Source organism: Enterobacter sp. RHBSTW-00975 (assembly GCF_013615235.1).
GTDB classification, from domain to species: Bacteria; Pseudomonadota; Gammaproteobacteria; order Enterobacterales; family Enterobacteriaceae; genus Enterobacter; species Enterobacter ludwigii.
On the sequence record NZ_CP055883.1, the window covers coordinates 3,948,545 to 3,972,679 of the forward strand.

Genomic DNA, 24,135 nt, shown 5'->3' on the forward strand with positions numbered 1-24,135 from the left:
AGGGTTAGCGAACATGACAAAGAAGCATCTTGATACCACGCTGGTACAGGCAGGACGCAGCAAAAAATACACTCAGGGATCGGTCAACAGCGTGATTCAACGCGCCTCCTCACTGGTATTTGATACCGTCGAGGATAAAAAAATCGCCACGCGCAACCGCGCCAAAGGCGGGCTGTTCTATGGCCGTCGTGGCACGCTAACCCATTTTTCACTTCAGGAAGCCATGTGCGAACTGGAAGGCGGCGTGGGCTGCGCCCTGTTCCCCTGCGGTGCGGCGGCAGTCGCCAATACCATTCTGGCGTTTGTGGAACAGGGCGACCATATCCTGATGACCAATACCGCTTATGAACCAAGCCAGGATTTTTGCACCAAAATCCTCAGCAAGCTCGGCGTGACCACCGGCTGGTTCGATCCGCTGATTGGCGAAGGTATCGCTGAACTTATCCAGCCGAACACGCGCATTGTGTTTCTGGAATCCCCAGGCTCTATCACCATGGAAGTGCACGACGTCCCGGCTATTGTGAAAGCAGTGCGCAGCAAAGCCCCCGAGGCAATCATCATGATCGACAACACCTGGGCGGCGGGCGTTCTGTTCAGGGCGCTGGAATTCGACATTGATATCTCTATTCAGGCAGCGACCAAATATCTGATTGGCCACTCTGATGGCATGATCGGTACTGCGGTATCCAACGCGCGCTGCTGGGATCAACTTCGGGAGAATGCCTACCTGATGGGCCAGATGGTGGATGCGGATACGGCCTACATGACCAGCCGCGGTATCCGTACGCTGGGGGTGCGCCTGCGTCAGCACCATGAAAGCAGTCTGAAGGTGGCCGAATGGCTGGCCCGGCACCCGCAGGTCGAGCGCGTTAACCATCCGGCGCTTCCGGGCAGCAAAGGCCATGAATTCTGGCAACGTGACTTTACGGGCAGTAGCGGGTTGTTCTCATTTGTTCTTAAAAAACGGCTCAGTAACGACGAACTGGCGAACTACCTGGATCATTTTACCCTCTTCAGCATGGCTTACTCCTGGGGCGGGTTTGAATCTCTGATCCTGCCTAACCAGCCGGAGCAAATTGCGGCTCTGCGCCCCGGTGGAGAAGTGGATTTCAGCGGCACGCTGATCCGACTGCATATTGGTTTAGAAGATGTTGACGATTTAATTGCGGATTTAGCGGCAGGGTTTGAACGTATCGTGTAGAGTGCATGCTGAAAATGTACTCCCTGGACGCTTTTGTGAACACTGCCACCAGAAAAGTCTGCATTAGTTGCGCCCGCGATCAAACCCCACGGGCGAATTAGGGAGTACAATAGCGCTATATCTGCATCTGCTGTTCCACAGGAAAGTCCATGGCTGTTATTCAAGATATTATTGCGGCGCTCTGGCAACACGATTTTGCCGCGCTGGCGGACCCTCACGTTGTAGGTATCGTCTATTTCGTGATGTTCGCAACCCTGTTTCTGGAAAATGGATTACTGCCAGCCTCATTTTTACCCGGTGACAGCCTGCTTTTACTGGCCGGGGCGTTAATCGGTAAAGGCGTCATGGACTTCACGCCGACGATGGTCATACTTACCTCCGCTGCCAGCCTCGGTTGCTGGCTGAGCTATCTGCAGGGCCGCTGGCTCGGCAATACGCGCGTCGTGAAAGGCTGGCTGGCTCAGTTACCGCATAAATATCATCAACGTGCGACCTGCATGTTTGACCGCCACGGTCTGCTGGCGCTGCTGGCCGGGCGTTTTCTGGCGTTTGTTCGCACGCTGCTGCCCACCATGGCAGGCATTTCCGGGCTGTCAAACCGCCGCTTCCAGTTCTTCAACTGGTTGAGTGCCCTGCTGTGGGTAGGCGTAGTGACCACGCTTGGCTACGCGCTGAATATGATCCCCTTTGTGAAACACCACGAAGACCAGGTAATGACTTTCCTGATGATCCTCCCGCTTTTCCTGCTGGTCGCGGGACTGCTCGGGACGATTGCGGTCGTGATTAAGAAGAAATACTGCAGCGCGTGATATAAAAAAGCCGGGTGACGTTACGCTTACCCGGCTGGACTCTCCCCTCAGGTCCCCTGCATCATTCTGATGCGCGACGCATCTTCCCCCGGCGTGACGCCGAAGTAACGCTTAAACTCCCGACTAAACTGCGACGCACTTTCATAGCCCACCCGCATCGCCGCCGCGCTGGCCTTCATGCCGTCGTGGATCATCAGCATACGAGCCTTATGCAGCCGATAGGTTTTGAGATACTGCAGCGGCGAGGTGCTGGTCACCGACTTAAAATTATGATGAAACGCCGAGACGCTCATGTTTGCTTCCGCCGCCAGCTGGTCAACGCTCAGGTTTTCCGTGTACTGGCTTTCGATTCGCTTGAGCACGCGGCTGATCAGGCTGAAGTGCGTCTGGCGGCTGACCAGCGCGAGTAATGCCCCACCGCCCGGCCCCAGCAGCACATGGTAAAGAATTTCGCGGATAATCTGTTTGCCCAGGATGCGAGCATCCAGCGGCCGTTCCATAACGTCGAGCAGACGCTCAATGGCGCAGAGGATCTCCTCGGATAACGTCGCGGAGTTAATCCCGCTCGCGGGCATCGACGGGCGGAACAATGCGTCCTCGCCAATCTCCATCAGCAGCTCCTGCAGCTGAAGGATATCGACATTTAAACGAATGCCCGCCAGCGGTACCGCTTCTGTCGCGAAAGTTTCACATTCAAAGGGTAAAGGTACTGTGAGCAGAAGATATTCATTGGTGTCATACCGGAATACGCGCTCATTGATATAGCCAATTTTATGGCCTGAAAAGAGAAAAACGATGCCCGGCTGGTACATGACCGGTGTGCGTGTCCCTGGCTGCGTCCCATACAGAAGACGAATGTCAGGCAACATGTCACCGACGCCATTTTCTTTATCAATCAGTCTTTTAATCTGCGCAGTAAGCTGAAGGCAGATCGCTTCACGGTTCATTTTACGTTACTCCGGCTACGGTTTCCGACGTTAACAGTGTGCGCAGTTTACCGTGTTTTCTCCAGCGCTCTGTAGAAATGGGCAAGACATCGGCAGGAATGTGCATTGAGAGGATAGCCCCGGACGGCCACAATGTGCAGCATCAGGTCGCCTTCAGCGCCACCACGGTTTTTCACCCACATAAGGGAACGAGCAATGAATAATTTTAATCTCCACACCCCAACCCGCATTCTGTTTGGTAAAGGCGCTATCGCCGACCTGCGCGCACAGATCCCCGCTGACGCCCGCGTACTGATCACCTACGGTGGCGGCAGCGTGAAAAAAACCGGCGTACTGGATCAGGTTTACAGCGCGCTGGAAGGTCTGGACGTGCGTGAGTTCGGCGGTATCGAGCCTAACCCGTCTTATGAAACACTGATGAACGCGGTCAAGATCGCCCGTGATGAAAAAGTCACCTTCCTGCTGGCAGTCGGCGGCGGCTCCGTCCTGGACGGCACCAAATTCATCGCCGCTGCGGCGCACTACGCGGACGGTATTGATCCGTGGCACATTCTGGAAACCCGCGGCAGCGATATCAAAAGCGCGATCCCAATGGGTTCCGTGCTGACCCTGCCCGCGACCGGTTCTGAATCCAACAAAGGTGCCGTTATCTCCCGTAAAACCACGGGTGATAAGCAGGCCTTTATGAACGATCACGTTCAGCCTGTATTCGCCATCCTCGATCCGGTTTACACCTACACCCTGCCTGCACGTCAGGTCGCGAACGGTGTGGTTGATGCGTTTGTGCACACCGTTGAGCAGTACGTTACCTACCCGGTAGATGCCAAAATTCAGGATCGCTTCGCGGAAGGCATTCTGCTGACGCTGATTGAAGACGGCCCGACAGCGCTGAAAGAGCCGGAAAACTACGATGTGCGCGCCAACGTGATGTGGGCGGCAACCCAGGCGCTGAACGGTCTGATCGGTGCCGGCGTGCCGCAGGACTGGGCAACCCATATGCTGGGCCACGAACTGACGGCCATGCACGGTCTGGATCACGCACAAACGCTGGCCGTCGTCCTGCCTGCACTGTGGAACGAAAAACGTGATACCAAACGCGCCAAACTGCTGCAGTACGCTGAGCGCGTGTGGAACATCACCGAAGGTTCTGACGATGCGCGTATCGACGCGGCTATCGAAGCAACCCGCAGCTTCTTTGAAGGTCTGGGCGTGCCAACGCGTCTGTCCGGCTATGGTCTGGATGGCAGCTCCATCCCTGCCCTGCTGGCGAAACTTGAAGAACACGGTATGACCCAGTTGGGCGAGCACGGCGACATTACGCTGGAAGTGAGCCGTCGTATCTACGAAGCGGCACGCTAAGCGTTTTTGACATCCCGCCTTTCGTTTTTTGACATTTCGTCCAGACTTAATGCACATCACATCGTCGGGGGTTCCCTCCGACGATGAGCACCTGAAGGAGGAAAAATGGCAAACCAAACCGTAATCAAGCTGCAGGATGGCAACGTGATGCCCCAACTGGGGCTAGGTGTATGGAAAGCCGGTAACGACGAGGTCGTCTCCGCCATTCATAAAGCACTGGAAGTCGGCTATCGGTCGATTGATACCGCCGCCGCGTACAAAAATGAGGACGGCGTGGGTAAGGCACTGGCCAGCGCTGGCATGCCCCGCGAAGACCTTTTCATTACCACCAAACTGTGGAACGACGATCAAAAACGCCCCCGCGAAGCCTTGCAGGAGAGTCTGGACAAACTCCAGCTCGATTTCGTCGATCTCTATCTGATGCACTGGCCAGTCCCGGCTATCGATCACTATGTTGACGCCTGGAAAGGGATGATTGAGCTACAGCAGGCAGGGCTGGTGAAAAGCATCGGCGTGTGTAATTTCCAGGTTCACCACCTGCAGCGCCTGATTGACGAGACGGGTGTCGCGCCGGTTATCAACCAGATTGAGCTGCACCCGCTGATGCAGCAGCGTCAGCTTCACGCCTGGAACGCCACGCACAAGATCCAGACCGAGTCCTGGAGCCCGCTGGCACAGGGCGGTGAAGGGGTGTTCGACCAGAAAATTATTCGCGATCTCGCGGATAAATACGGCAAGACGCCGGCGCAAATCGTTATTCGCTGGCATCTGGACAACGGCCTGGTGGTGATCCCGAAATCGGTCACGCCATCGCGTATCGCTGAGAACTTCGACGTCTGGGATTTCCGCCTGGATAAAGATGAACTGAGTGAAATTGCGAAGCTGGACAAGGGCAAGCGTTTAGGCCCGGATCCCGATCAGTTTGGCGGGTGAATAAAAAAACCCCGGCTCGCCGGGGTTTTTATTTTTTACGCTTTACGTTTCACGGGTTTCTTCGCACTGGCGTTACCGTTTGAACGCTGATGCACAATCGGCGTGTGCTTGGTCAATGCCGGGCGCGTATGGCGGTTCTGGCGGCGCGCTTCACGCATCTCGTCAAGCGTAGGCGCAGGCACCAGGCAGTCGCGGCGCGAGCCGATCAGATGCTTTTTACCCATATCTTCCAGCGCCTGACGGATCAGCGGCCAGTTAGCCGGATCGTGGTAGCGCAGCAGTGCTTTATGCAGACGGCGCTGTTTATCCCCTTTCGGCACCACCACATCTTCACTCTTATAGCCAATTTTACCCAGCGGGTTCTTGCCGGTGTAATACATGGTCGTTGAGTTCGCGAGCGGTGATGGATAGAAGTTCTGCACCTGATCCAGACGGAAGCGACGCTGTTTCAGCCACAGCGCCAGGTTCACCATGTCCTCATCGCGCGTGCCAGGGTGCGCGGAGATGAAGTATGGGATCAAATACTGCTCTTTACCCGCCTGCTTCGAGTAGGTGTCAAACAGCTCTTTAAAGCGATCGTAGCTGCCCATACCCGGCTTCATCATCTTGGACAGCGGGCCTTCTTCGGTATGCTCAGGGGCAATCTTCAGGTAGCCACCCACGTGATGCGTCGCCAGCTCTTTGATGTAGCGCGGATCTTCCACGGCAATATCGTAACGCACCCCGGAAGCGATCAGGATCTTCTTGATCCCTTTCAGGTCACGCGCACGACGATAAAGGTTGATCGTCGGTTCATGGTTGGTATCCATGTGCTGACAGATATCCGGATACACGCACGACAGACGACGGCAGGTCTGTTCCGCGCGCGGTGACTTACAGCGCAGCATGTACATGTTGGCAGTCGGACCGCCCAGATCGGAGATCACCCCGGTGAAGCCAGGCACGGTATCGCGAATGGCTTCGATCTCATTGATGATCGAATCTTCGGAGCGACTCTGAATAATGCGCCCTTCGTGCTCGGTAATGGAGCAGAGCGAGCACCCTATAATTCTGATCATTTAGAAATTTTTTTGCGTTTAAAATCAATGAATTGAAAGATTTCATTTTTCTAAGTCTGATAAAACAGATGAAAACCCAACTGACTATACTCATAAAACTCAATCTTTGCGCTGCTGTACGATACCAGTAATTACAGGCGCCGAGTTTAACATCATGAAAAGTAGCCCAATAATGAATGACGCAACGCCAGCTGCGGTGCCTAACTTCTGACTGAACACCATTGAAACAAAGTACATATTTGGGATAAAAACGGACATAGCAATCACGAAAAGTAACTTATTCAGATAATTATTTATTCGGGTCTTAACCTCAACTCTATCATAAAAAGCCATCGAAACGTAAGCAGTTATCAGTGAATAAAAAGACCATGTCATATAGTTAACCGATTCATTAAATGCCTCTCGCAAAAGCAAAGCACTTTCTGTCATTCCCTACCTCATTAAATCAATAGAAAATAAATCTGAATAATTTATTTTTAAAAGAAAAGAACACAACATAACTTCAGTAGTTATGATTAATCCCTGAATGATTATTTCTTAGCAAGATATAACATGCTTAATGTATATCAGGCAATAAAAAAACTCCCAAAGACCACCGCTGTGGTCTTCAGGTATAGGATTTAAAGAACGAACTCAGTCCGGAAACGTATCACTATCTTCTGTAACGTCCGCTTTCTCTGGTAACATTCTGTTTTTAATATACTGTGAATTCCTGCAGATGAGAGGAAAAATCTCCGAGTTATTCATTATACAACTCGTTGCCGTACGGGCGTCCTCCGGAGACCATGATGAAAATGAAAACGTCTGACGGTCAAGCCATTGAGACAATAATACATTATCAACAGAAGCGCTAAACAGCGCCGCAATAGCCCTGCGTTCAACGGCCTTCTCAGGTTCAATAAACGACAACTCATTATGAAAACGGGTAATAATCGCAATACGGCTGTCAATACGAATATGTCTTTCAAGTAAGACATCGTGCAACTCATCAAGTACAGTCTCTCTCTGGGTATCGTCGAGGCAAGACCACAGGAAATGAATGTTCTCGGCATTTGTGACAACGTCTGGCTCTGCATCACGGAACCATGATGCAAAGATACCCACACTACCTTCCATCCGGATATGCTGCCCCTGAAGTTGCATTTGTTCAAGGATAAAGCGCATGTTCACAGGAAGAACCGTAAAACACTCAATAAGCCTTTCAGAAGAACTAAATACTCCACATGCCAGGGCGTTCAGCTTTTTCTTCAAAATATCAAACTGCTCACCTGACTGATATACGTCATGGAGAAATACTGGACCCATAGCATTCACATCAGACTCAATTATTTTCTCTGACAGTGCTTTTTGACGCTCTCGCACAAATATTAAAAGAGAGGTTGCATTTGTAGCTTCTTTGATGACGTCATACTGACCTTTAACAAAGCTCAGGACAGGTATATTCACCAGAAGACCTAAATCAACAATCCTGCCAACAGCATTTTTGATGTACGGCAGAACATTTTTATCCTTAAGTGCTATAAAGATACTCTCGGCAGTACGTAGATAACGAAGATATGCAGCCAAAGCCAGGTCAAACCGTTCCTCACCAATATGTTCACTGTACGACTCGATACCGGCATAGTTACCATGGAGCACCATGTGAGCAACAGCCTGTGCAGCAAATTCCGCAGGGAAGAGATTCCTCGTCGCCGTATTATTAAGATAATATTGATTTAAAACATTATTATTCCAGTCCGGGCTCAGAACAATTTTTCTGAAATGGATAACGTCCTCAACAACCTGACGATTTTTAAGCGTCATTATTGCAGAGCTAACCTGAGTGACCTGCTCCCCGTTGATTAGTACACCCCGATGTTAGTAATGTCTTCATAAGCCACATGAGGACATCCCCATGAAGAAGCGTTTTTCCGACGAACAGATCATCAGTATTCTCCGCGAAGCCGAAGCTGGGGTACCCGCCCGTGAACTCTGCCGCAAGCATGCCATTTCCGATGCCACGTTTTACACCTGGCGTAAGAAGTATGGCGGTATGGAGGTGCCTGAAGTTAAGCGCCTGAAGTCGCTTGAGGAAGAGAACACCAGACTCAAGAAGCTGCTTGCCGAAGCCATGCTGGATAAAGAGGCGCTTCAGGTGGCTCTTGGGCGAAAGTACTGACGACAGACCAGAAGCGGGAAGCCGTGATGTTGATGTGTGATGCGACCGGTCTGTCGCAACGTCGTGCCTGCAGGCTTACAGGTTTATCCCTGTCGACCTGCCGCTATGAGGCTCACCGTCCGGCTGCTGATGCGCATTTATCAGGGCGCATCACTGAGCTGGCACTAGAGCGCAGGCGTTTTGGCTACCGTCGTATTTGGCAGTTGCTGCGCCGTGAAGGGCTTCATGTTAATCATAAGCGCGTGTACCGGCTTTATCACCTCAGTGGCCTGGGCGTAAAACGCAGAAGACGTCGTAAAGGGCTGGCAACAGAACGTCTGCCGCTGCTCCGTCCGGCGGCGCCCAATCTGACCTGGTCGATGGATTTCGTCATGGACGCACTTTCCACCGGTCGCAGGATCAAGTGTCTTACCTGCGTCGATGATTTCACAAAGGAATGCCTGACGGTCACTGTTGCCTTTGGGATTTCAGGCGTTCAGGTCACGCGTATTCTGGACAGCATTGCACTGTTTCGAGGCTATCCGGCGACGATAAGAACTGACCAGGGGCCGGAGTTCACTTGCCGTGCACTGGATCAATGGGCCTTTGAGCATGGTGTTGAGTTGCGCTTAATCCAGCCGGGCAAGCCAACGCAGAACGGATTTATTGAGAGCTTTAACGGACGATTTCGCGATGAATGTTTGAATGAGCACTGGTTCAGCGATATCGTTCATGCCAGGAAAATTATTAATGACTGGCGGCAGGATTATAACGAATGCCGCCCGCACTCCACGCTGAATTATCAGACACCGTCTGAATTTGCAGCGGGCTGGAGAAAGGGTCATTCTGAGAATGAAGATTCCGACGTTACTAACTGAGTGTTGTATCTAATCGTGGGGGCAGGTCATGAGCCCCACCTGTACCATCATTCTTTCCAATTACGTTCTGTACCGCCTTCGATGCAATATTGATATGCCGGATAATTCCCGGATTAAAAAGGTCTATCTGAGGTTGCTCAGCTCCATAGCGTAACATCTCCTCCCGACCGTGATTTCCGATATCTAGTGTGCCAATTTTCAGGTTTGACAAGGTCTCTTCATTATTGACAAGGTATTCCACATAAAATACGCCATCTACAAAATTCTCCATTTTATTCAGTAGTGATTCACCGGCCAGAACAGAGTATGAATCAGCTTCCTGCAGCAACGTCTGCGTGGATTCAGCCTCCAATTTTTCTGAATCCTGAATTTCATCAAGTTTACTCACAATAAACGATATTTGCCTTTCGACGAAAGGCTCTAGGCTTATCCGCCCGTCAGCCATCAGTTTCTGCAGACTCAATACGAAACCTTCATCATTCTTTTCTCTGAGTGAAACAGCATAACTCTGATTCAGCATTTGCACTGCGACTTTGAGTTGCGGTTCGGCGAGAGCCTGACACTTCTCATCCATCCGGCTATAAGAAACCAGCCAGTCTCGCATCTGAATATGTGGTGCCACTCGCTGCCATGCTTCAGCGAAACCCCACAAGGCCGTCAGTTCTTCAAGCCGTGGGATATTTATAGCACCAATCGCGTCTTTAAGAGGCGTATCAAGCAACTCGCTCCTGGCAAGCTCCACCGTGGACTGATAGTGGATGCTCATCAGAAATTCGCTCCATCTTTCTGTATCGTTATTAAAAATTCGGGATATTTGTTGATAAGTTAGCGAGAGCATCTCGTCAAAATCATCCGGAGCAATACCGGGTTCGGTCTGACTAGCTTTGGGATCGCGAAGTAATACTTTAATATCTCGCTCCCCGTATCTGACCACCAGTAAGTAGAGAGCAATAAGAATATGGCGATGATCTTCTGTTGCAGGAACGGTAAGGTTCAGAATATGAATATCATTAACAAACTTCTTCATTAATCGCGGTGTGATACGAGGATACTCAGAGGGTTTCCAGCGCTCAAGCAACACCGTTGCTTCCCGGCACGCTATCCCTGCATCCTCATTTACTGTTTCTTTCCAGTACTGCCTTAACGCTTCCTGCCATCCTGCCGAAATAAGAGGAGGAACCTGAAAACTTACAGGAATCCGCTTTGCAATAAACTCACGCCCGCTGAAACCCGCCACAGAAAGTGAGGCTGAAACCTGTCTTGCCGAATAGGGCACCACTATCCTGAAGTGTTCATGAGTGGCTCCGGCAATAAGCTCCATATCACTCCAGAGCTCTTTCACTTTGTCTGCACTGATTCGGTCCAGATTATCAATGATAAGGATGAAGCGATCTCCATGGGAAATGACCTCTTTGGAGGTAAATCCCTGCAGAGCTTCAGCCAGCTCAATAGCTCCGACCTCCTTATTAACTAGCCAAGTCTCTTCAATCCTGTCAGTACTGTTGCGTTTGAACAAATCACCAATACTCGAATACCCTTTCTTTCTGTACCATTCCATGTTCTGCAGGCATGCCAGTCCTGCGACCATAATGGCAGGAGAAAGAAACGCGGCCACCTCAACATAAAAAAGCCACCCTAATAATGACTCCTTGTTAGTAAAATATTGATTAAGGTCTGTTAGCACATAACGAAGCATCTGCACGGAAAGCAATGACAGTAAAATAAAAACGACGGTCAACCAGCTTAGCCTGCTGCTGACCCTCTTGTCGTATTCAACGATGTTACCCAGAGCCAGATTTTTATACTTATCCAACACATCCCGGGAGCCCGGACATTGTAGGCTGACCCCGTGGTGGATGACATCGATAAGCGCTTTTTTAGTTGAGCCATGATGGTAACGTTCTGCATCAAAGTTAATGAACGTAAAATCATCTTTAAGCTTTTTCTGCAGGAACTTCAATATTGTTGACTTACCTGAACCCAGCTCACCTTCCAGACCAATAATATTGACATCAGGTGTCCTGATGATCTGAGCCACATTCTCTGCAACTTTTTCATGACTGCTGCCTCTAAACATATCCTGGTCAGCGGGTGATTCCGTCTGCAATCGTAGAGTCATTCAGCAATTTCCTTCGTTATAACGTAAGATTCTTTCACTATTAGACACAGTACAGAGCCCACAGCAACCAAATGACTGCAGCCGGGGCAGTTTAGTTTTAAGCATGCATAAGCCGATTTCGATGGAATCCCTTTCACACAATAATATTGAATTGAAGCAATGAAAACATTAATGTGTTTGTTGTGACTAGCTGCAGGGGCCTGGAAGAAATTCCAAAGCCTGACAAACCGGAACAGGGCTTGCTCTGCTCCGGTTTTATCCAGTTCATCTTGAAGCCCTTGTTTTTGTTACATATCCCTGCTCACTCTTTCAGCCATTGTTAAGCTTCTTGTGTGTAATCTGCGAATAATACGGATGCAAAATTGATGCAATGGATTATACATACCTACAGCGCACGTTACGCTGAGCTGAATCGAATTTCAGAGAACGTTCTTCGCTATTACCCTGCCCAGCCAGTTGAACACATTTTATCATCCGGCCCCGAGAGTGACATGTTCTCTGCCTGGTACAGCCTTCATCAGAGTCAAACTAGACGTTATTTACAGGCAAAAGAAGACAGCTACAGAGTTTAAGTCTGACATTATTCGTGGCTGTGTCTGCCTTCGGAGTTTTCAGCTTATCCCGATAACAGCGGTTTTGAAAAATTGACGTTTTTTACACCGGTACATTGCCCGAACGCAATCTCCCCCGTAGCGAAATACCGCCCCGCAGAAAATCGTCCATGCTCGGCATGCCCCTGGAACATCAGCATCTTTTCAATAAAGGTTTTACAGCCTATAGTCTGTATAACACAAAATACACCTTACCTGCTGTATTACAGGGCGGTACTCCCTACTCAGTCTGCGAGGCAGGTCACTTATGAATAATCAGTTCCCGATAAAAACGCTGAACCAGCTCAGACCTGTGCTAATCGGGTTTCGCAAAATCAAGGGCTTCACGCAAAAAGATGTGTCTGAGAGGCTTGCCGTAACGCAGCAAACCTATGCCCGCCTGGAAGCAAACCCTGCTAGCGCCAGTATTGATCGTCTGTACAAGGTATTCAGTATTCTGGGCGTAGAAATAACGCTGTCATCTATTTCCCCTTCACCCTTCATTTCCCACACAGAGATGAGGGGGGCATTTGACAGCACTCCCGCCAGACGGGAGAAATGGTGACTATTAGAAGTTTGCTAGTTTTGTCGAATGACGCCAACTACATGTCCGCATCCATCGAGTAGTGGCTTCAAGCCACGATTGTCACTGCCTCCGCTGCCTTTTTCCAGTAACTCTCTCCTTTTAATTCTAATATTTAGGGGTGTCAACGCAAAGCAGAAACGGCACCTTCTTTGCGAGACAGAAATGACCTGTGATTGCCTGGCCGATTTATGGCAGCTAAGTGCGAGAAGCGGATATAGCGAATTCGCCATTGTACGGGATTAGCAGGTTTACTGAAGCAACCTGCGATGGCGTTATGGCAATAGTCAGTCCCCTGTCCAGTCGGCATAGGTGGCCACCTCGTCACCGCCGGGGATAAACTGATTGAAGCCTCCGCGCAAAATCACTTATTCTTTTCCGTTAATAAAATGCAGGAGCAAAGTCATGACTGGCGAAATTCGTGGGCGAGGCAGGCCACGAAAAACAGAGAGTACCTATACAGATACCCGTAATGACCTGATCCGAAGCGGGCTTGAACTGCTCACGCAGAATGGTTTTCTTTCAACGGGAGTCGATGCCATTGTCAAAAATGCCAGTGTTCCTAAAGGCTCATTTTATTACTATTTCAAGAGCAAAGAAGAGTATGCCCAGACTGTTCTGAGCGCCTATGACAGTTTCTTTGTGCATAAACTCCAAAAACATCTGTATGAATCATCCTTCACACCAATGATGCGTCTGGAAAATTTCATCGACGATGCCTGCGACGGCATTAAAAAGTACAATTTCACCCGGGGCTGTCTGGTTGGCAATATGATGCAGGAGAGTCCGGGTCTTCCACTGTCCTTTATCAAACAGCTCCACGAAATACTTGAGCGCTGGCAGGCGCTTGTGGCGTGCTGTCTGTCCGACGCGTTATCTTCGGGCGAAATCCGTTCCGATATGAATAATACGCAACTGGCGGCCATTTTCTGGAGCAGTTGGGAGGGTGCCGTAATGCGTGCCAAACTTTATTGCTCAACCCAGCCTGTGTACGACTTCTGGAGCTATTTCAAAAAGTCAGTACGCTATCAGCCCTCTAAGGACACGGCTGTTGAAAAGTAAAAAAGGGGCCGCAGCCCCTGATAATAATTATCAAACCCAGGCTGAGCCTGGCTTCCACTTCATTAGCTACACTGAATTACTGCCCGGCCACGAATTCCGCCACTCAGAAGTTTTTCGGCCACATTGATGGCATCACTCAGCGGATAAACGGTGGTCAGGCTATCCAGTCTGGACTCCGGTAAATACTGTACCGCCTGCTGCCAGATCGCCGCTCTTTTTTCCTTCGCGAACATGACACTGTCAATCCCTTTCAGCGTGACGCCACGCAGGATAAACGGAGCCACATTCCCCATTAGTTCCATCCCCTGTGCCATGCCGCAGGCTGCAACAATACTGCCATAACGCACCCCGGCGCATACATTGCAGAGCGTATGGCTACCGACTGTATCAATGGCGGCAGCCCAGCGTTCTTTCTGTAACGGTTTTCCGGGACAGGAGAGCTCGGAACGGTTAATAATCTCGTCCACACCGACCGTTTTATAGAGCCAGGCAGCCTCTTCCGGGCGTCCAGTAGACGCCGTAACGCGGTACCCCATTGATGCAAGGATCATGGCCGCAATGCTCCCGACGCCGCCGCTGGCACCGGTAACAAGTACCGGACCATCTTCAGGCTTAATACCATGATTCAGAAGTGCGTCTACGCACAGCATCGCGGTAAACCCAGCTGTTCCGATTGCCATTACGTGTTTGCCGTTAGCGCCAGCCGGGAGCGGCGTCAGCCAGTCTCCATTTACCCGTGCTTTTTCGGATAGTCCGCCCCAGTGTTTTTCCCCAACACCCCAGCCGGTCAGGAGAACCTTATCTCCGGCCTGATATTCGGGATGTGAACTGGCGGACACTGTACCGGTAAAATCAATGCCGGGCACCATGGGAAAGCGTCGGACGATTGGGCCCCGGCCCGTAATGGCCAGTGCGTCTTTGTAGTTGATGGATGAATAGTCAACATTGACCTCCACATCCCCCTGCGGTAGTTCACTTTCAGCGATTTCAGCAAGTTGCGCACTATAGCGTCCATCTGTTTTGTTGATTAATAAAGATTTAAACACGTTCACCTCGTTTGTCCGGGCGTTTACCGTTCAGTCATTAAGTCGTCAATAAATAATATTGACCGATCGTCTAATAATCAACACTACGATCCCAGTGCTTTGCCAGCATTCAAGAAACATTATTCATTTCATGCACTTAAAGCTGTCTTTTTTGACCGACATCAAACTGTATTCTGGTTTATCTGGTGCAGAGGGAAAATCAGCATCCCTGAAGATACATAGCTAATGCTTCAGAACACGGCTGATGATGCGATAAAACAACCAGGCTTTAATGAGTTAGTCTGAGCGGACCTTCGGCTCAGTAAATAGGTCCGCTCCGTGCCAAGAGCAGACGCTGGTAATTCGGGTAATGGTGCCAACTTACTGATTTAGTGTATGATGGTGTTTTTGAGGTGCTCCAGTGGCTTCTGTTTCTATCAGCTGTCCCTCCTGTTCAGCTACTGAAGGCGTGGTGCGTAACGGTAAAAGTACTGCCGGACATCAGCGCTATCTCTGCTCTCACTGCCGTAAAACATGGCAGCTACAGTTCACTTACACCGTCTCTCAGCCCGGTACACACCAGAAAATTATTGATATGGCCATGAATGGCGTCGGATGTCGCGCCAGTGCACGCATTATGGGCGTTGGCCTCAACACGATTTTACGACACTTAAAAAACTCAGGCCGCAGTCGGTAAACTCACGCATACAACCGGGCAGTGACGTCATTGTTTGCGCGGAAATGGACGAACAGTGGGGTTACGTCGGCGCTAAATCACGCCAGCGCTGGTTGTTTTACGCGTATGACAGGATACGGAGGACGGTTGTGGCGCACGTATTCGGTGAACGCACGTTGGTCACGCTGGAGCGTCTTCTGGGCCTGCTGTCGGCCTTTGAGGTCGTGGTATGGATGACGGATGGCTGGCCGCTTTATGAATCACGCCTGAAGGGAGAACTGCACGTTATCAGCAAGCGATATACGCAGCGCATTGAGCGGCATAACCTGAATCTGAGGCAGCATCTGGCAAGGCTGGGCAGGAAGTCACTGTCGTTCTCAAAATCGGTGGAGCTGCATGACAAAGTCATCGGGCATTATCTGAACATAAAACACTATCAGTAAGTTGGAGTCATTACCGGTGCTCTGATATATTTATTATACTATAGTGGGGTATGTGTTGATCTTAATGTAATACTCCCCTATAGTATAAGAAATACAGAGCAGTGAGGTAAGCAATGCCCAGTACTCCTGAAGAGAAAAAAAAGGTCCTAACCCGGGTTCGCCGTATCCGGGGTCAGATTGATGCTCTGGAAAGAGCACTTGAAAGTGGCGCTGAATGCCGTTCCGTTCTCCAGCAAATCGCCGCCGTCCGGGGCGCCGCTAACGGACTGATGGCAGAGGTGCTGGAGAGCCACATACGGGAAACCTTTGACCAGAATGACAGCTACAGTCATGAAGTCAGTAAATCAGTTGACGATACGATTGAGCTGGTTCGTGCCTATCTTAAATAGGTGAGGCCATTATTACATTGAGGATATATTACGTATGAAATCACGTGCCGCTGTTGCATTTGCACCAGGGAAGCCCCTGGAGATTGTTGAAATTGATGTTGCTCCGCCTAAAAAAGGCGAGGTGCTGATTAAAAACACCCACACAGGTGTCTGCCATACCGATGCCTTTACCCTCTCAGGGAATGACCCTGAGGGCGTTTTCCCGGTGGTTCTCGGCCACGAGGGAGCCGGTATCGTCGTTGAAGTTGGTGAAGGCGTCACCAGTGTGAAGCCGGGTGACCATGTTATTCCGCTCTACACCGCTGAATGCGGGGAGTGTGAATTCTGCCAGTCCGGTAAAACGAACCTCTGTGTATCGGTTCGCGAGACTCAGGGCAAAGGACTGATGCCTGACGGGACCACTCGCTTTTCATACAACGGTCAGCCTCTTTACCACTACATGGGATGTTCCACATTCAGTGAATACACCGTTGTGGCCGAGGTTTCTCTGGCAAAAATTAACCCGGAGGCGAACCATGAACACGTCTGCCTGTTGGGTTGTGGCGTGACTACCGGTATTGGCGCCGTCCATAACACGGCTAAAGTGCAGCCGGGCGATTCAGTTGCCATTTTTGGTCTGGGGGCAATTGGTCTGGCTGCGGTACAGGGGGCCCGTCAGGCAAAAGCGGGACGTATTATCGCTATCGATACTAATCCGACAAAATTTGACCTGGCCCGTCAGTTCGGGGCCACTGACTGCATTAACCCGAATGATTATGACAAACCGATTAAAGATGTTCTGCTGGATATCAACAAGTGGGGTATTGACCATACCTTTGAATGTATCGGTAACGTTAACGTCATGCGTGCAGCGCTGGAAAGTGCTCACCGTGGGTGGGGGCAGTCCGTTGTCATTGGTGTCGCAGGGGCCGGACAGGAGATTTCCACCCGTCCTTTCCAGCTGGTCACCGGGCGCGTATGGAAAGGTTCCGCGTTTGGCGGAGTAAAAGGCCGCACTCAGCTCCCCGGTATGGTCGAGGATGCCATGAAGGGGGATATTGACCTTGAGCCATTTGTAACCCATACGATGACACTGGATGAAATCAATGACGCCTTCGAGCTTATGCATGAAGGCAAATCTATCCGGACAGTGATTCATTACTGATCCCATCAGAATTTTAATCAACTCAAACTGAAGGAAGTGGAAAATGACAACTCCGGTAATTTCTGGTGACGGCATCTTTTCTCATGTGTTCATTGGCGCAGCCGATGTCGAGAAATCCTCCGCATTTTACGATGTCGTCCTGGGCACGCTTGGTATCAATAACCTCGGCCCGTTTGGCAACGGCTGGGTACTCTATGGCCGCGAAAAGCCGGCATTTATCATTGCCCGTCCGGGCAACGGTGAAGCACCTTCCGCTAACGGGGTGACTGTCGGCTTCGCTGCTGCCACCCCGGAAGAGGTTGATGCTTTCCATGCTGCCGGCCTTGCCGCCGGTGGAGCTGATGAAGGTCAACCTGGCCCGCGTGGTCACCTTCCCGGGGCCTATGCTGCCTACCTGCGGGATCCGGCGGGTAACAAAATCACGGCGTATACGTTTATCTGACGTCCGGATTTAAAGATACTTCCCCTGGCTTCGGTCAGGGGAAATAACCATGAGATAACGGCTGATGGAACTCATTGAGCAGCATGCCAGCTCTGGCGGCTGGCAAAACGTGTACCGGCATTATTCACAATCCCTTAATTGTGAAATGAATTTCGGTGTGTATCTTCCTCCCAAAGCAGTAACAGAAAAACTGCCGGTACTATACTGGTTGTCGGGCCTGACCTGTACTGAGCAGAATTTCATCACCAAATCAGGTATGCAGCATTATGCAGCCCGGCATAACGTCATCGTTGTTGTCCCGGATACCAGTCCCCGGGGTAATAATGTCCCGGATGCCGACAGTTACGATCTTGGCCAGGGGGCCGGTTTTTATCTGAACGCGACGGAACAGCCGTGGAATGTTCATTACAGGATGTATGACTATATTCTCAGAGAGCTTCCGGATGTCGTCATGAATCATTTTCCTGCAACGGCAAGAAAATCTATATCCGGTCATTCTATGGGAGGGCTGGGTGCTCTGGTGCTGGCTCTGCGAAATCCTGGTGAATATGTGAGCGTATCAGCATTTTCCCCGATAGTATCGCCTTCTCAGGTGCCATGGGGGCAACAGGCATTTAGCGCTTACCTGGGTGAAAACAGAAAAACGTGGGAAGCCTACGATCCAGTCAGCCTCATTTTACAGGGTGAAAAATTACCAGAAATCTTCATTGATCAGGGGCTGAGTGACGCCTTTTATGAAGAGCAACTGCGCACCAAAATCCTTGAGAGAGTATGCAATGAGATGAACCTCAATGCGTCGTTCCGATATCATACTGGATACGACCACAGCTATTATTTCATTTCCAGCTTTATTGGTGAGCACATTGCTTACCATGCCAACAGGCTCAGGCTGTCAGCATGAGTTGATTTCCAGCCTCAGAAAATGTGCTTAATTTTCAGGCCTGAACAGGGCCTGAACCCTGCAGACCTGAGATGTACTGTAACTGAATCGCCACGGATAATCTAGACACTTCCGAGCCGTTGATGGACTGACCCCGCCCCGGTAGACGATCCTGCCCTATAGTTTGGACTGACCCCACGCCTGTAGACAAATCCTGTCCTCACGACGAGGCCTGTTCGAAGGCCTCCGGACTGACGTCGCCGAGGTGGCTGTGGCGCCGGGACCGGTTATAGAAGACTTCAATGTAATCGAAGATCCGCCCGGGCCAGATCCCTGGTTTTATATATGCGTTTTCTGATCCGTTCTTTTTTCAGCGAACTGAAGAACGATTCGGCCACCGCATTATCCCAGCAGTTGCCACGCCGGCTCATGCTCGGCGCCAGGTTATTGGCCCGGTAGAAGCGCTGCCAGTCGTCACTGCCGTACTGGCTGCCCTGATCGCTATGTACGATAACCTCGCTGTCTGGTTTTCGGCGCCAGACCGCCATCATCAGCGCGTCGAGCGCCAGTTCGCGTGAGAGAGTGGGTTTCATCGACCAGCCGACCACATTACGGGCGAAGAGATCGATAACCACCGCCAGATACAGCCAGCCCTGCCAGGTGCGGATATAAGTAATATCGGTGACCCAGACCTGGGTGGCCCGGACAACGGTGAACTGCCGCTGCACGAGATTAGGAGCAACGACTGAAGGCCTGCCAGCGATACGACGTGGCGCTTTATAGCCGCGCACAGCTTTAATCCGGTCCAGTTGCATGATCCGACCCACCCGGTTTCTACCACAGGTTTCCCCGATTTCGTTCAGATCGCCATGAACCCGCCGGTAACCGTATACGCCTCCGCTCAGGGAATATGAGTCGCGGATAAGCATCAGCAGGCGCTGGTTATCTTTATCACGCGCCGAGACAGGGTTATGCAGCCACGCATAGAACCCGGCCCGGGCGACATTCAGTACCCGACACATCGTCATCACACCCCATACAGTTCGGTGCTCATTGATAAAGCGGTACTTCAGTCGGGCTCCTTTGCAAAGTACCGCGCGGCCTTTTTCAGGATATCCCGTTCTTCTTCGGTGCGTTTTAGCTGCGCCCGGAGTTTCAGGATCTCGCTTTTAGCTTCCAGTAAATCCCGGGCATGCTGCTCGCTGTTATCAGGTTTGATAGCCCGTAGCCACTTGTAGAGGCGGTGTGCAGAGACGCCCAGACGCTCAGATACTTAGGCGACGGAATAACCGCGTTCCGTTATCTGACGGACGGCTTCTTCCTTAAATTCAGGTGTAAATCGTGGTGTGCCCATACGCTCCTCCTATACTCAAACTATAGGGCAGGATCGTCTACCGGGGCGGGGTCAGTCCAGGGAGCCGTTAACGACCTGATGGCGGTTGTTCTGGAAAGCTATCTTCGGGAGGAATTCCCCGATACGGGCAAACGAAATGAGTCGCAGAAGAGGTCAATCGACGACACCATTTCGATAGTCCGCTCCTATCTCCGTTAACTCTGCCAGGCAGATGTCTGATGGGGTCTAAAACTGTAATGAAAGGAAATGACATATGAAATCACGTGCATTATTCATCTGTATTTTTTAATTGGTACCCGAAACCGCCTGAGTGTCGCCATCAGCTGGGTCTGGAACCACAGCGTCGCGTACCGGGGAGCCCGCATTATCACGGGAGCCAAATCTCCGGTCCCGGGTACGCCGCCAGCCAGTTCTCATACAGAAGGCGGATCCGCAGGGTACCGCTGAAACTTCAGCGGTGTCCCACATGGTACCACCGGGCCCAGCTTCAGCAATCTGTTTCCAGTCACACAAACGCTTTTTTCGACGGGCTTTCTGATCGAGCGGTCCGGCACACCAGATACCGTCACAAGAGGTGGCCTTATTAAGAGCGGACACACCTAGCACAGGAAATTCTATGGCAAAGAAACTTTTCGGTTATCATCCCATCCTGACTGACGACAACAATTCAGTTGTGATTCGCGGTGCTCGCGAGAACAACCTTAAAGAGGTGGATGTTTCCATTCCGCGCAACGCATTGGTTGTTTTTTCGGGTGTGTCAGGCTCGGGTAAGTCTTCACTGGCCTTTGGCACCATTTATGCTGAGGCGCAACGGCGCTACTTTGAATCGGTTGCCCCCTACGCTCGTCGCCTCATTGATCAGGTCGGGGTTCCGGATGTGGATGCCATTGACGGACTGCCGCCAGCCGTTGCGCTTCAGCAACAACGCGGTGCCAGTAACGCGCGCTCCTCTGTCGGCAGCGTGACCACCTTATCCAGTCTGGTGCGAATGATGTACTCACGGGCGGGCGCTTATCCTGCCGGACAACCGATGCTGTATGCCGAGGATTTTTCTCCCAACACGCCGCAGGGGGCATGCCCTTCTTGCCATGGTCTGGGCCATATCTATGAGGTAACTGAAACACTGATGGTGCCCGATCCCTCACTTAGTATCCGTGAAAAGGCTATTGCTTCCTGGCCCCCGGCCTGGCACGGACAGAATCTGCGGGATATTCTGGTGACGCTGGGGTATGACATCGACACTCCCTGGAAAAATCTGCCAGCGGAAGACCGTCAGTGGATCCTTTTTACCGAAGACACCCCCACTGTACCGGTTTTCCCGGGACTGAGTCCGGAAGATACGCGCGAAGCCGTCAGGAAAAAAATGACGCCGGGTTATATGGGGACCTTCACCGGGGCACGTCGTTATGTGCTACATACCTTCGCCAGCACGCAAAGCGCGTTGATGAGAAAACGAGTCTCCCGTTTTATGGAAGGCAAGCTGTGTCCGGTCTGTCACGGGAAAAGACTGAAGTCAGAATCATTGTCCGTCACCTTTGCCGGTGTGGACATTGGTGAATTTATGCAGATGCCCTTAGACCAGCTGGCGGAATTGCTCCTTCCAATCTCCCGGGGGGATTTCAGTGCCCACCACGCCGGCGCAGATGCCGACAGGGATATCACCCGTCGGGATCTGACAGAGCGTGCTGCATCCGGAAAAGCGGTCCATTCCGATAACGCCGATGTCTGCCGGACATCGGCGTTATCGGAAGAGAAACGACTGGCGGCACAACGGCTGACCGGTGGTGTCATGGCCCGGTTGTATCAGTTGCAGAAGCTGGGGCTGGGTTATCTTACGCTGGACAGAGCAACCCCAACTCTATCTGCAGGAGAGCTTCAGCGACTGCGTCTTGCCACGCAACTCAGTTCGATGCTGTTTGGTGTGGTCTATGTTCTTGATGAACCGTCTGCGGGTCTGCACCCCTCAGACAGTAAAGCGCTTTACGATGCGCTTGAGAACCTTCGTGATGCCGGCAACTCGGTGTTTGTCGTTGAACATGATCTTAACCTGATGCGACGGGCGCAATGGCTTGTTGATGTGGGACCGTCGGCTGGTGAACAGGGAGGACATGTTCTCTACAGTGGTATTCCTGAAGATCTGAAAGCCGTCACCCAATCTCGTACCGCGCGTTATTTATTTGATGAAGTCCGGCCACCACAATCTTTTGCCCGTATCCCATCCGGGTGGCTGAAACTGCAGGGGATCCATCGCCACAATCTTAAGTGGATCGATGTTGATATTCCTCTGGGTGTGCTGACAGCCGTGACGGGAGTCTCTGGCTCCGGTAAATCCAGTCTGATTGCCCAGGCCTTACCGGAACTGGTGCTTTCTTCACTTGGCGGTGAGCCAGAAGACGTGCTTTCCGAAGCCAGCGACGCTGAGGGGCCATCCGTAACGGAGAAAACGTACGGTACCCTGACCGGTGATACCGGACTGGTAAAGCGTCTGGTTCAGGTTGACCAGAAACCGATAGGCAGGACCCCCCGTTCAAACCTGGCGACATATACCGGGTTGTTTGATCCTGTTCGTAAGCTCTTTGCCGGAACGACTGACGCCAAACTCCATCATTACGATGCGGGTCAATTCTCTTTCAATGTGGCAAAAGGCCGCTGTGCAACCTGTGAAGGTGAAGGATTCGTCAGCGTGGAGCTGTTGTTTATGCCGAGCGTGTATGCACCGTGCCCGACCTGCCATGGCGCGCGGTATAACCGGGATACTCTCAGGATCTGCTGGCAGGACAAAAATATCGCGGAGGTCCTGCATATGACGGTGGATGAAGCCAGTCAGTTCTTTGCGACTGAAGAACCAGTGGCTCGTCCCCTCCGTCTGCTGAGTGAAATTGGTCTGGGCTACCTGCGTCTGGGACAACCAGCAACCGAGTTATCCGGAGGGGAGGCGCAAAGGATCAAGCTGGCAACCGAACTACAACGTAGCCAACGTGGCCACACGTTGTATATCCTAGATGAACCGACAACCGGCCTGCATGCTTCAGACGCCGACCGCCTCCTTGTGCAGCTGCAGCGGCTTGTTGATGCAGAAAATACGGTGATAATGATTGAACACGATATGCGGGCGGTTACTCAGGCAGACCAGGTTATCGACATCGGTCCTGGAGCGGGACATGAGGGAGGACGCCTGGTTGCCGCAGGAACTCCCGAACAGGTATCGCAGGTCAAAGAAAGCCGTACCGCACAGTATATTGCCAGGGAACTCTCACGGAACGGTTAAAAAGGGCTGTGTCGTCATTGCGTCAATGGCGGCACATTCCCGGCGTGTTCTGTATCAGTAATCTCCCGCAGGTATAATTTCAGCGCATCCCACTGGTTCAGCGCGTACGCGAACGCCTTCGACAGCTCCGAGTGCCGTGACAGCGTTTTCTGCTTTTCACGCAGCCAGCCCTCCAGCGCGGTCAGCAGCGGTACCGCTTTTTCCTGCCGAATGGCCAGCCGTTCCGCCGCGCTTTTGCCCCGGATGCCCGCCTCGATGCCATACAGCTCGCCGATACGGCACAGCGCTTCGGTCGTGGTGTCAGAGGGCGTCCGCACGTGCACGTCCGCCTGCAACACCCCGCTGAACCCCGCAAGATGCGACTGCGGATGTGTAACGCTGGCGTGATAGAAATTTTAAGTCAGTCATCAGGTGTCCACCTAATTAGGGGTCAGTTTGGATATCGAAAATTATTGTACGTCAAGGTTATTTTTTGACCTCTCTACTTTAGCGGGCCTCAGCCGACGAAACTTATCGGAAGCCGGTACCGGCCAGTCTGACTGAAGATGGAAGCAAAATTAATGCTGTGGGCTACCATACCTTCTTTAACAGGTGATTTGTGAACTGCAACTTCTCGGAACGGGAGTTTGCGCAAGGACCGGAAGTCCGCTTTTCGCTCATAGCGGACCGTTCCTGCGCACATGTCTGCTATGTGGTAGAGGCAGACAATACTTACAGCACAGGGCGTTAATAAATACGGAACAGATCAACCGCAGATGCCTCCTCCTGAATGTATTAATTTTGCTATCTCGTCGGCAAAATCAGGGAACAAGTCTGGATATGGAAGCGCCTGGCAGCT

The 24,135-nt window shown here is 51.5% G+C and carries 18 protein-coding genes and 3 pseudogenes; 13 read left to right on the top strand and 8 right to left on the bottom strand.

Annotated elements, in window-relative coordinates:
• Positions 1–13: 13 nt before the first annotated feature.
• A complete protein-coding gene (gene metC, locus HV340_RS18995) occupies positions 14–1,201 on the top strand; it encodes a cystathionine beta-lyase (RefSeq protein WP_025203159.1) in 1,188 nt (395 codons plus the stop codon).
• A gap of 149 nt (positions 1,202–1,350) precedes the next feature.
• Positions 1,351–2,010 carry a DedA family general envelope maintenance protein YghB gene (gene yghB / locus HV340_RS19000; RefSeq protein ID WP_014171613.1) on the top strand — a complete coding sequence of 220 codons (660 nt, stop codon included), beginning with the start codon at positions 1,351–1,353 and terminating at the stop codon, positions 2,008–2,010.
• Positions 2,011–2,057: 47 nt separating this feature from the next.
• Here yghB and HV340_RS19005 read toward each other — a convergent pair whose 3' ends face one another.
• The gene (locus HV340_RS19005; RefSeq protein WP_020883659.1) at positions 2,058–2,957 is read right to left on the bottom strand and encodes an AraC family transcriptional regulator; all 900 of its coding nucleotides are present in this window, start codon (positions 2,955–2,957) and stop codon (positions 2,058–2,060) included.
• 195 nt (positions 2,958–3,152) lie between these two features.
• Here HV340_RS19005 and yqhD point away from each other — a divergent pair, with 195 nt between their 5' ends.
• Positions 3,153–4,316: an alcohol dehydrogenase gene (gene yqhD / locus HV340_RS19010; RefSeq protein ID WP_020883658.1), complete on the top strand. Its 1,164-nt coding sequence runs from the start codon at positions 3,153–3,155 to the stop codon at positions 4,314–4,316.
• Positions 4,317–4,421: 105 nt separating this feature from the next.
• Positions 4,422–5,249 (top strand): 2,5-didehydrogluconate reductase DkgA, encoded by an 828-nt coding sequence (dkgA, locus tag HV340_RS19015; protein WP_014171617.1) that lies wholly within the window; start codon positions 4,422–4,424, stop codon positions 5,247–5,249.
• A gap of 35 nt (positions 5,250–5,284) precedes the next feature.
• On the opposite strand, the pseudogene HV340_RS19020 reads toward dkgA, so the two are convergent.
• The 3 genes and pseudogenes from HV340_RS19020 to HV340_RS19030 form a co-directional block, all read right to left on the bottom strand.
• Positions 5,285–6,292 (bottom strand): annotated as a pseudogene (locus HV340_RS19020) (DUF3362 domain-containing protein); the annotation flags it as partial.
• 114 nt (positions 6,293–6,406) lie between these two features.
• A complete protein-coding gene (locus HV340_RS19025) occupies positions 6,407–6,736 on the bottom strand; it encodes a hypothetical protein (protein WP_000140246.1) in 330 nt (109 codons plus the stop codon).
• Positions 6,737–6,940: 204 nt separating this feature from the next.
• A complete protein-coding gene (locus tag HV340_RS19030; protein WP_022651850.1) occupies positions 6,941–8,110 on the bottom strand; it encodes a hypothetical protein in 1,170 nt (389 codons plus the stop codon).
• A 91-nt stretch (positions 8,111–8,201) separates the two neighbouring features.
• Here HV340_RS19030 and HV340_RS19035 point away from each other — a divergent pair.
• Positions 8,202–9,322, top strand: a protein-coding gene (locus HV340_RS19035; RefSeq protein WP_085950818.1) for an IS3-like element ISSen4 family transposase whose coding sequence is annotated in 2 segments (ribosomal slippage) — positions 8,202–8,460 and positions 8,460–9,322 — 1,122 coding nt in all. Because the reading frame shifts where the segments join, the coding sequence is not laid out codon by codon here.
• Here the strand turns inward: HV340_RS19035 and HV340_RS19040 are convergent.
• Entirely contained in the window at positions 9,315–11,441 is a 2,127-nt protein-coding gene (locus HV340_RS19040; protein WP_181216177.1) for a P-loop NTPase fold protein, read from the bottom strand. The two genes, HV340_RS19035 and HV340_RS19040, sit on opposite strands and share 8 nt — an antisense overlap.
• Positions 11,442–12,299: 858 nt before the next feature.
• Between HV340_RS19040 and HV340_RS19045 the strand changes: the two genes are divergently transcribed.
• Positions 12,300–12,596 carry a helix-turn-helix transcriptional regulator gene (locus tag HV340_RS19045; protein WP_023314851.1) on the top strand — a complete coding sequence of 99 codons (297 nt, stop codon included), beginning with the start codon at positions 12,300–12,302 and terminating at the stop codon, positions 12,594–12,596.
• A gap of 423 nt (positions 12,597–13,019) precedes the next feature.
• Positions 13,020–13,676 (top strand): TetR/AcrR family transcriptional regulator, encoded by a 657-nt coding sequence (locus HV340_RS19050; protein ID WP_023280966.1) that lies wholly within the window; start codon positions 13,020–13,022, stop codon positions 13,674–13,676.
• Positions 13,677–13,738: 62 nt separating this feature from the next.
• Here HV340_RS19050 and HV340_RS19055 read toward each other — a convergent pair whose 3' ends face one another.
• Complete coding sequence (locus HV340_RS19055) at positions 13,739–14,722, bottom strand: MDR family oxidoreductase (RefSeq protein WP_023280857.1); 984 nt, start codon at positions 14,720–14,722, stop codon at positions 13,739–13,741.
• Positions 14,723–15,122: 400 nt separating this feature from the next.
• On the opposite strand from HV340_RS19055, the gene HV340_RS19060 reads away from it, so the two are divergent.
• The 5 genes from HV340_RS19060 (at position 15,123) to fghA (ending at position 18,696) form a co-directional block, all read left to right on the top strand.
• Positions 15,123–15,820 (top strand): IS1 family transposase gene (locus HV340_RS19060; protein WP_223195083.1). Its coding sequence is split into 2 segments (ribosomal slippage): positions 15,123–15,372 and positions 15,372–15,820, totalling 699 coding nucleotides; the frame shifts between segments, so codons are not numbered across the junction.
• Between the two features lie 113 nt (positions 15,821–15,933).
• Positions 15,934–16,209: a formaldehyde-responsive transcriptional repressor FrmR gene (frmR, locus tag HV340_RS19065; protein WP_017384071.1), complete on the top strand. Its 276-nt coding sequence runs from the start codon at positions 15,934–15,936 to the stop codon at positions 16,207–16,209.
• A gap of 34 nt (positions 16,210–16,243) precedes the next feature.
• The gene (gene frmA / locus HV340_RS19070) at positions 16,244–17,353 is read left to right on the top strand and encodes an S-(hydroxymethyl)glutathione dehydrogenase (protein WP_017384070.1); all 1,110 of its coding nucleotides are present in this window, start codon (positions 16,244–16,246) and stop codon (positions 17,351–17,353) included.
• Positions 17,354–17,396: 43 nt separating this feature from the next.
• Positions 17,397–17,795: a VOC family protein gene (locus HV340_RS19075; protein WP_012561111.1), complete on the top strand. Its 399-nt coding sequence runs from the start codon at positions 17,397–17,399 to the stop codon at positions 17,793–17,795.
• A gap of 64 nt (positions 17,796–17,859) precedes the next feature.
• The gene (fghA, locus tag HV340_RS19080) at positions 17,860–18,696 is read left to right on the top strand and encodes an S-formylglutathione hydrolase (RefSeq protein WP_012561110.1); all 837 of its coding nucleotides are present in this window, start codon (positions 17,860–17,862) and stop codon (positions 18,694–18,696) included.
• Positions 18,697–18,895: 199 nt separating this feature from the next.
• Here the strand turns inward: fghA and HV340_RS19085 are convergent.
• Positions 18,896–20,029 (bottom strand): annotated as a pseudogene (locus HV340_RS19085) (IS3 family transposase).
• A 616-nt stretch (positions 20,030–20,645) separates the two neighbouring features.
• Between HV340_RS19085 and HV340_RS19090 the strand changes: the two are divergent.
• The gene (locus HV340_RS19090; protein WP_012561117.1) at positions 20,646–23,297 is read left to right on the top strand and encodes an excinuclease ABC subunit UvrA; all 2,652 of its coding nucleotides are present in this window, start codon (positions 20,646–20,648) and stop codon (positions 23,295–23,297) included.
• Between the two features lie 80 nt (positions 23,298–23,377).
• On the opposite strand, the pseudogene HV340_RS19095 reads toward HV340_RS19090, so the two are convergent.
• Positions 23,378–23,668, bottom strand: a pseudogene (locus HV340_RS19095) (transposase); the annotation flags it as partial.
• Between the last annotated feature and the right edge of the window lie 467 nt (positions 23,669–24,135).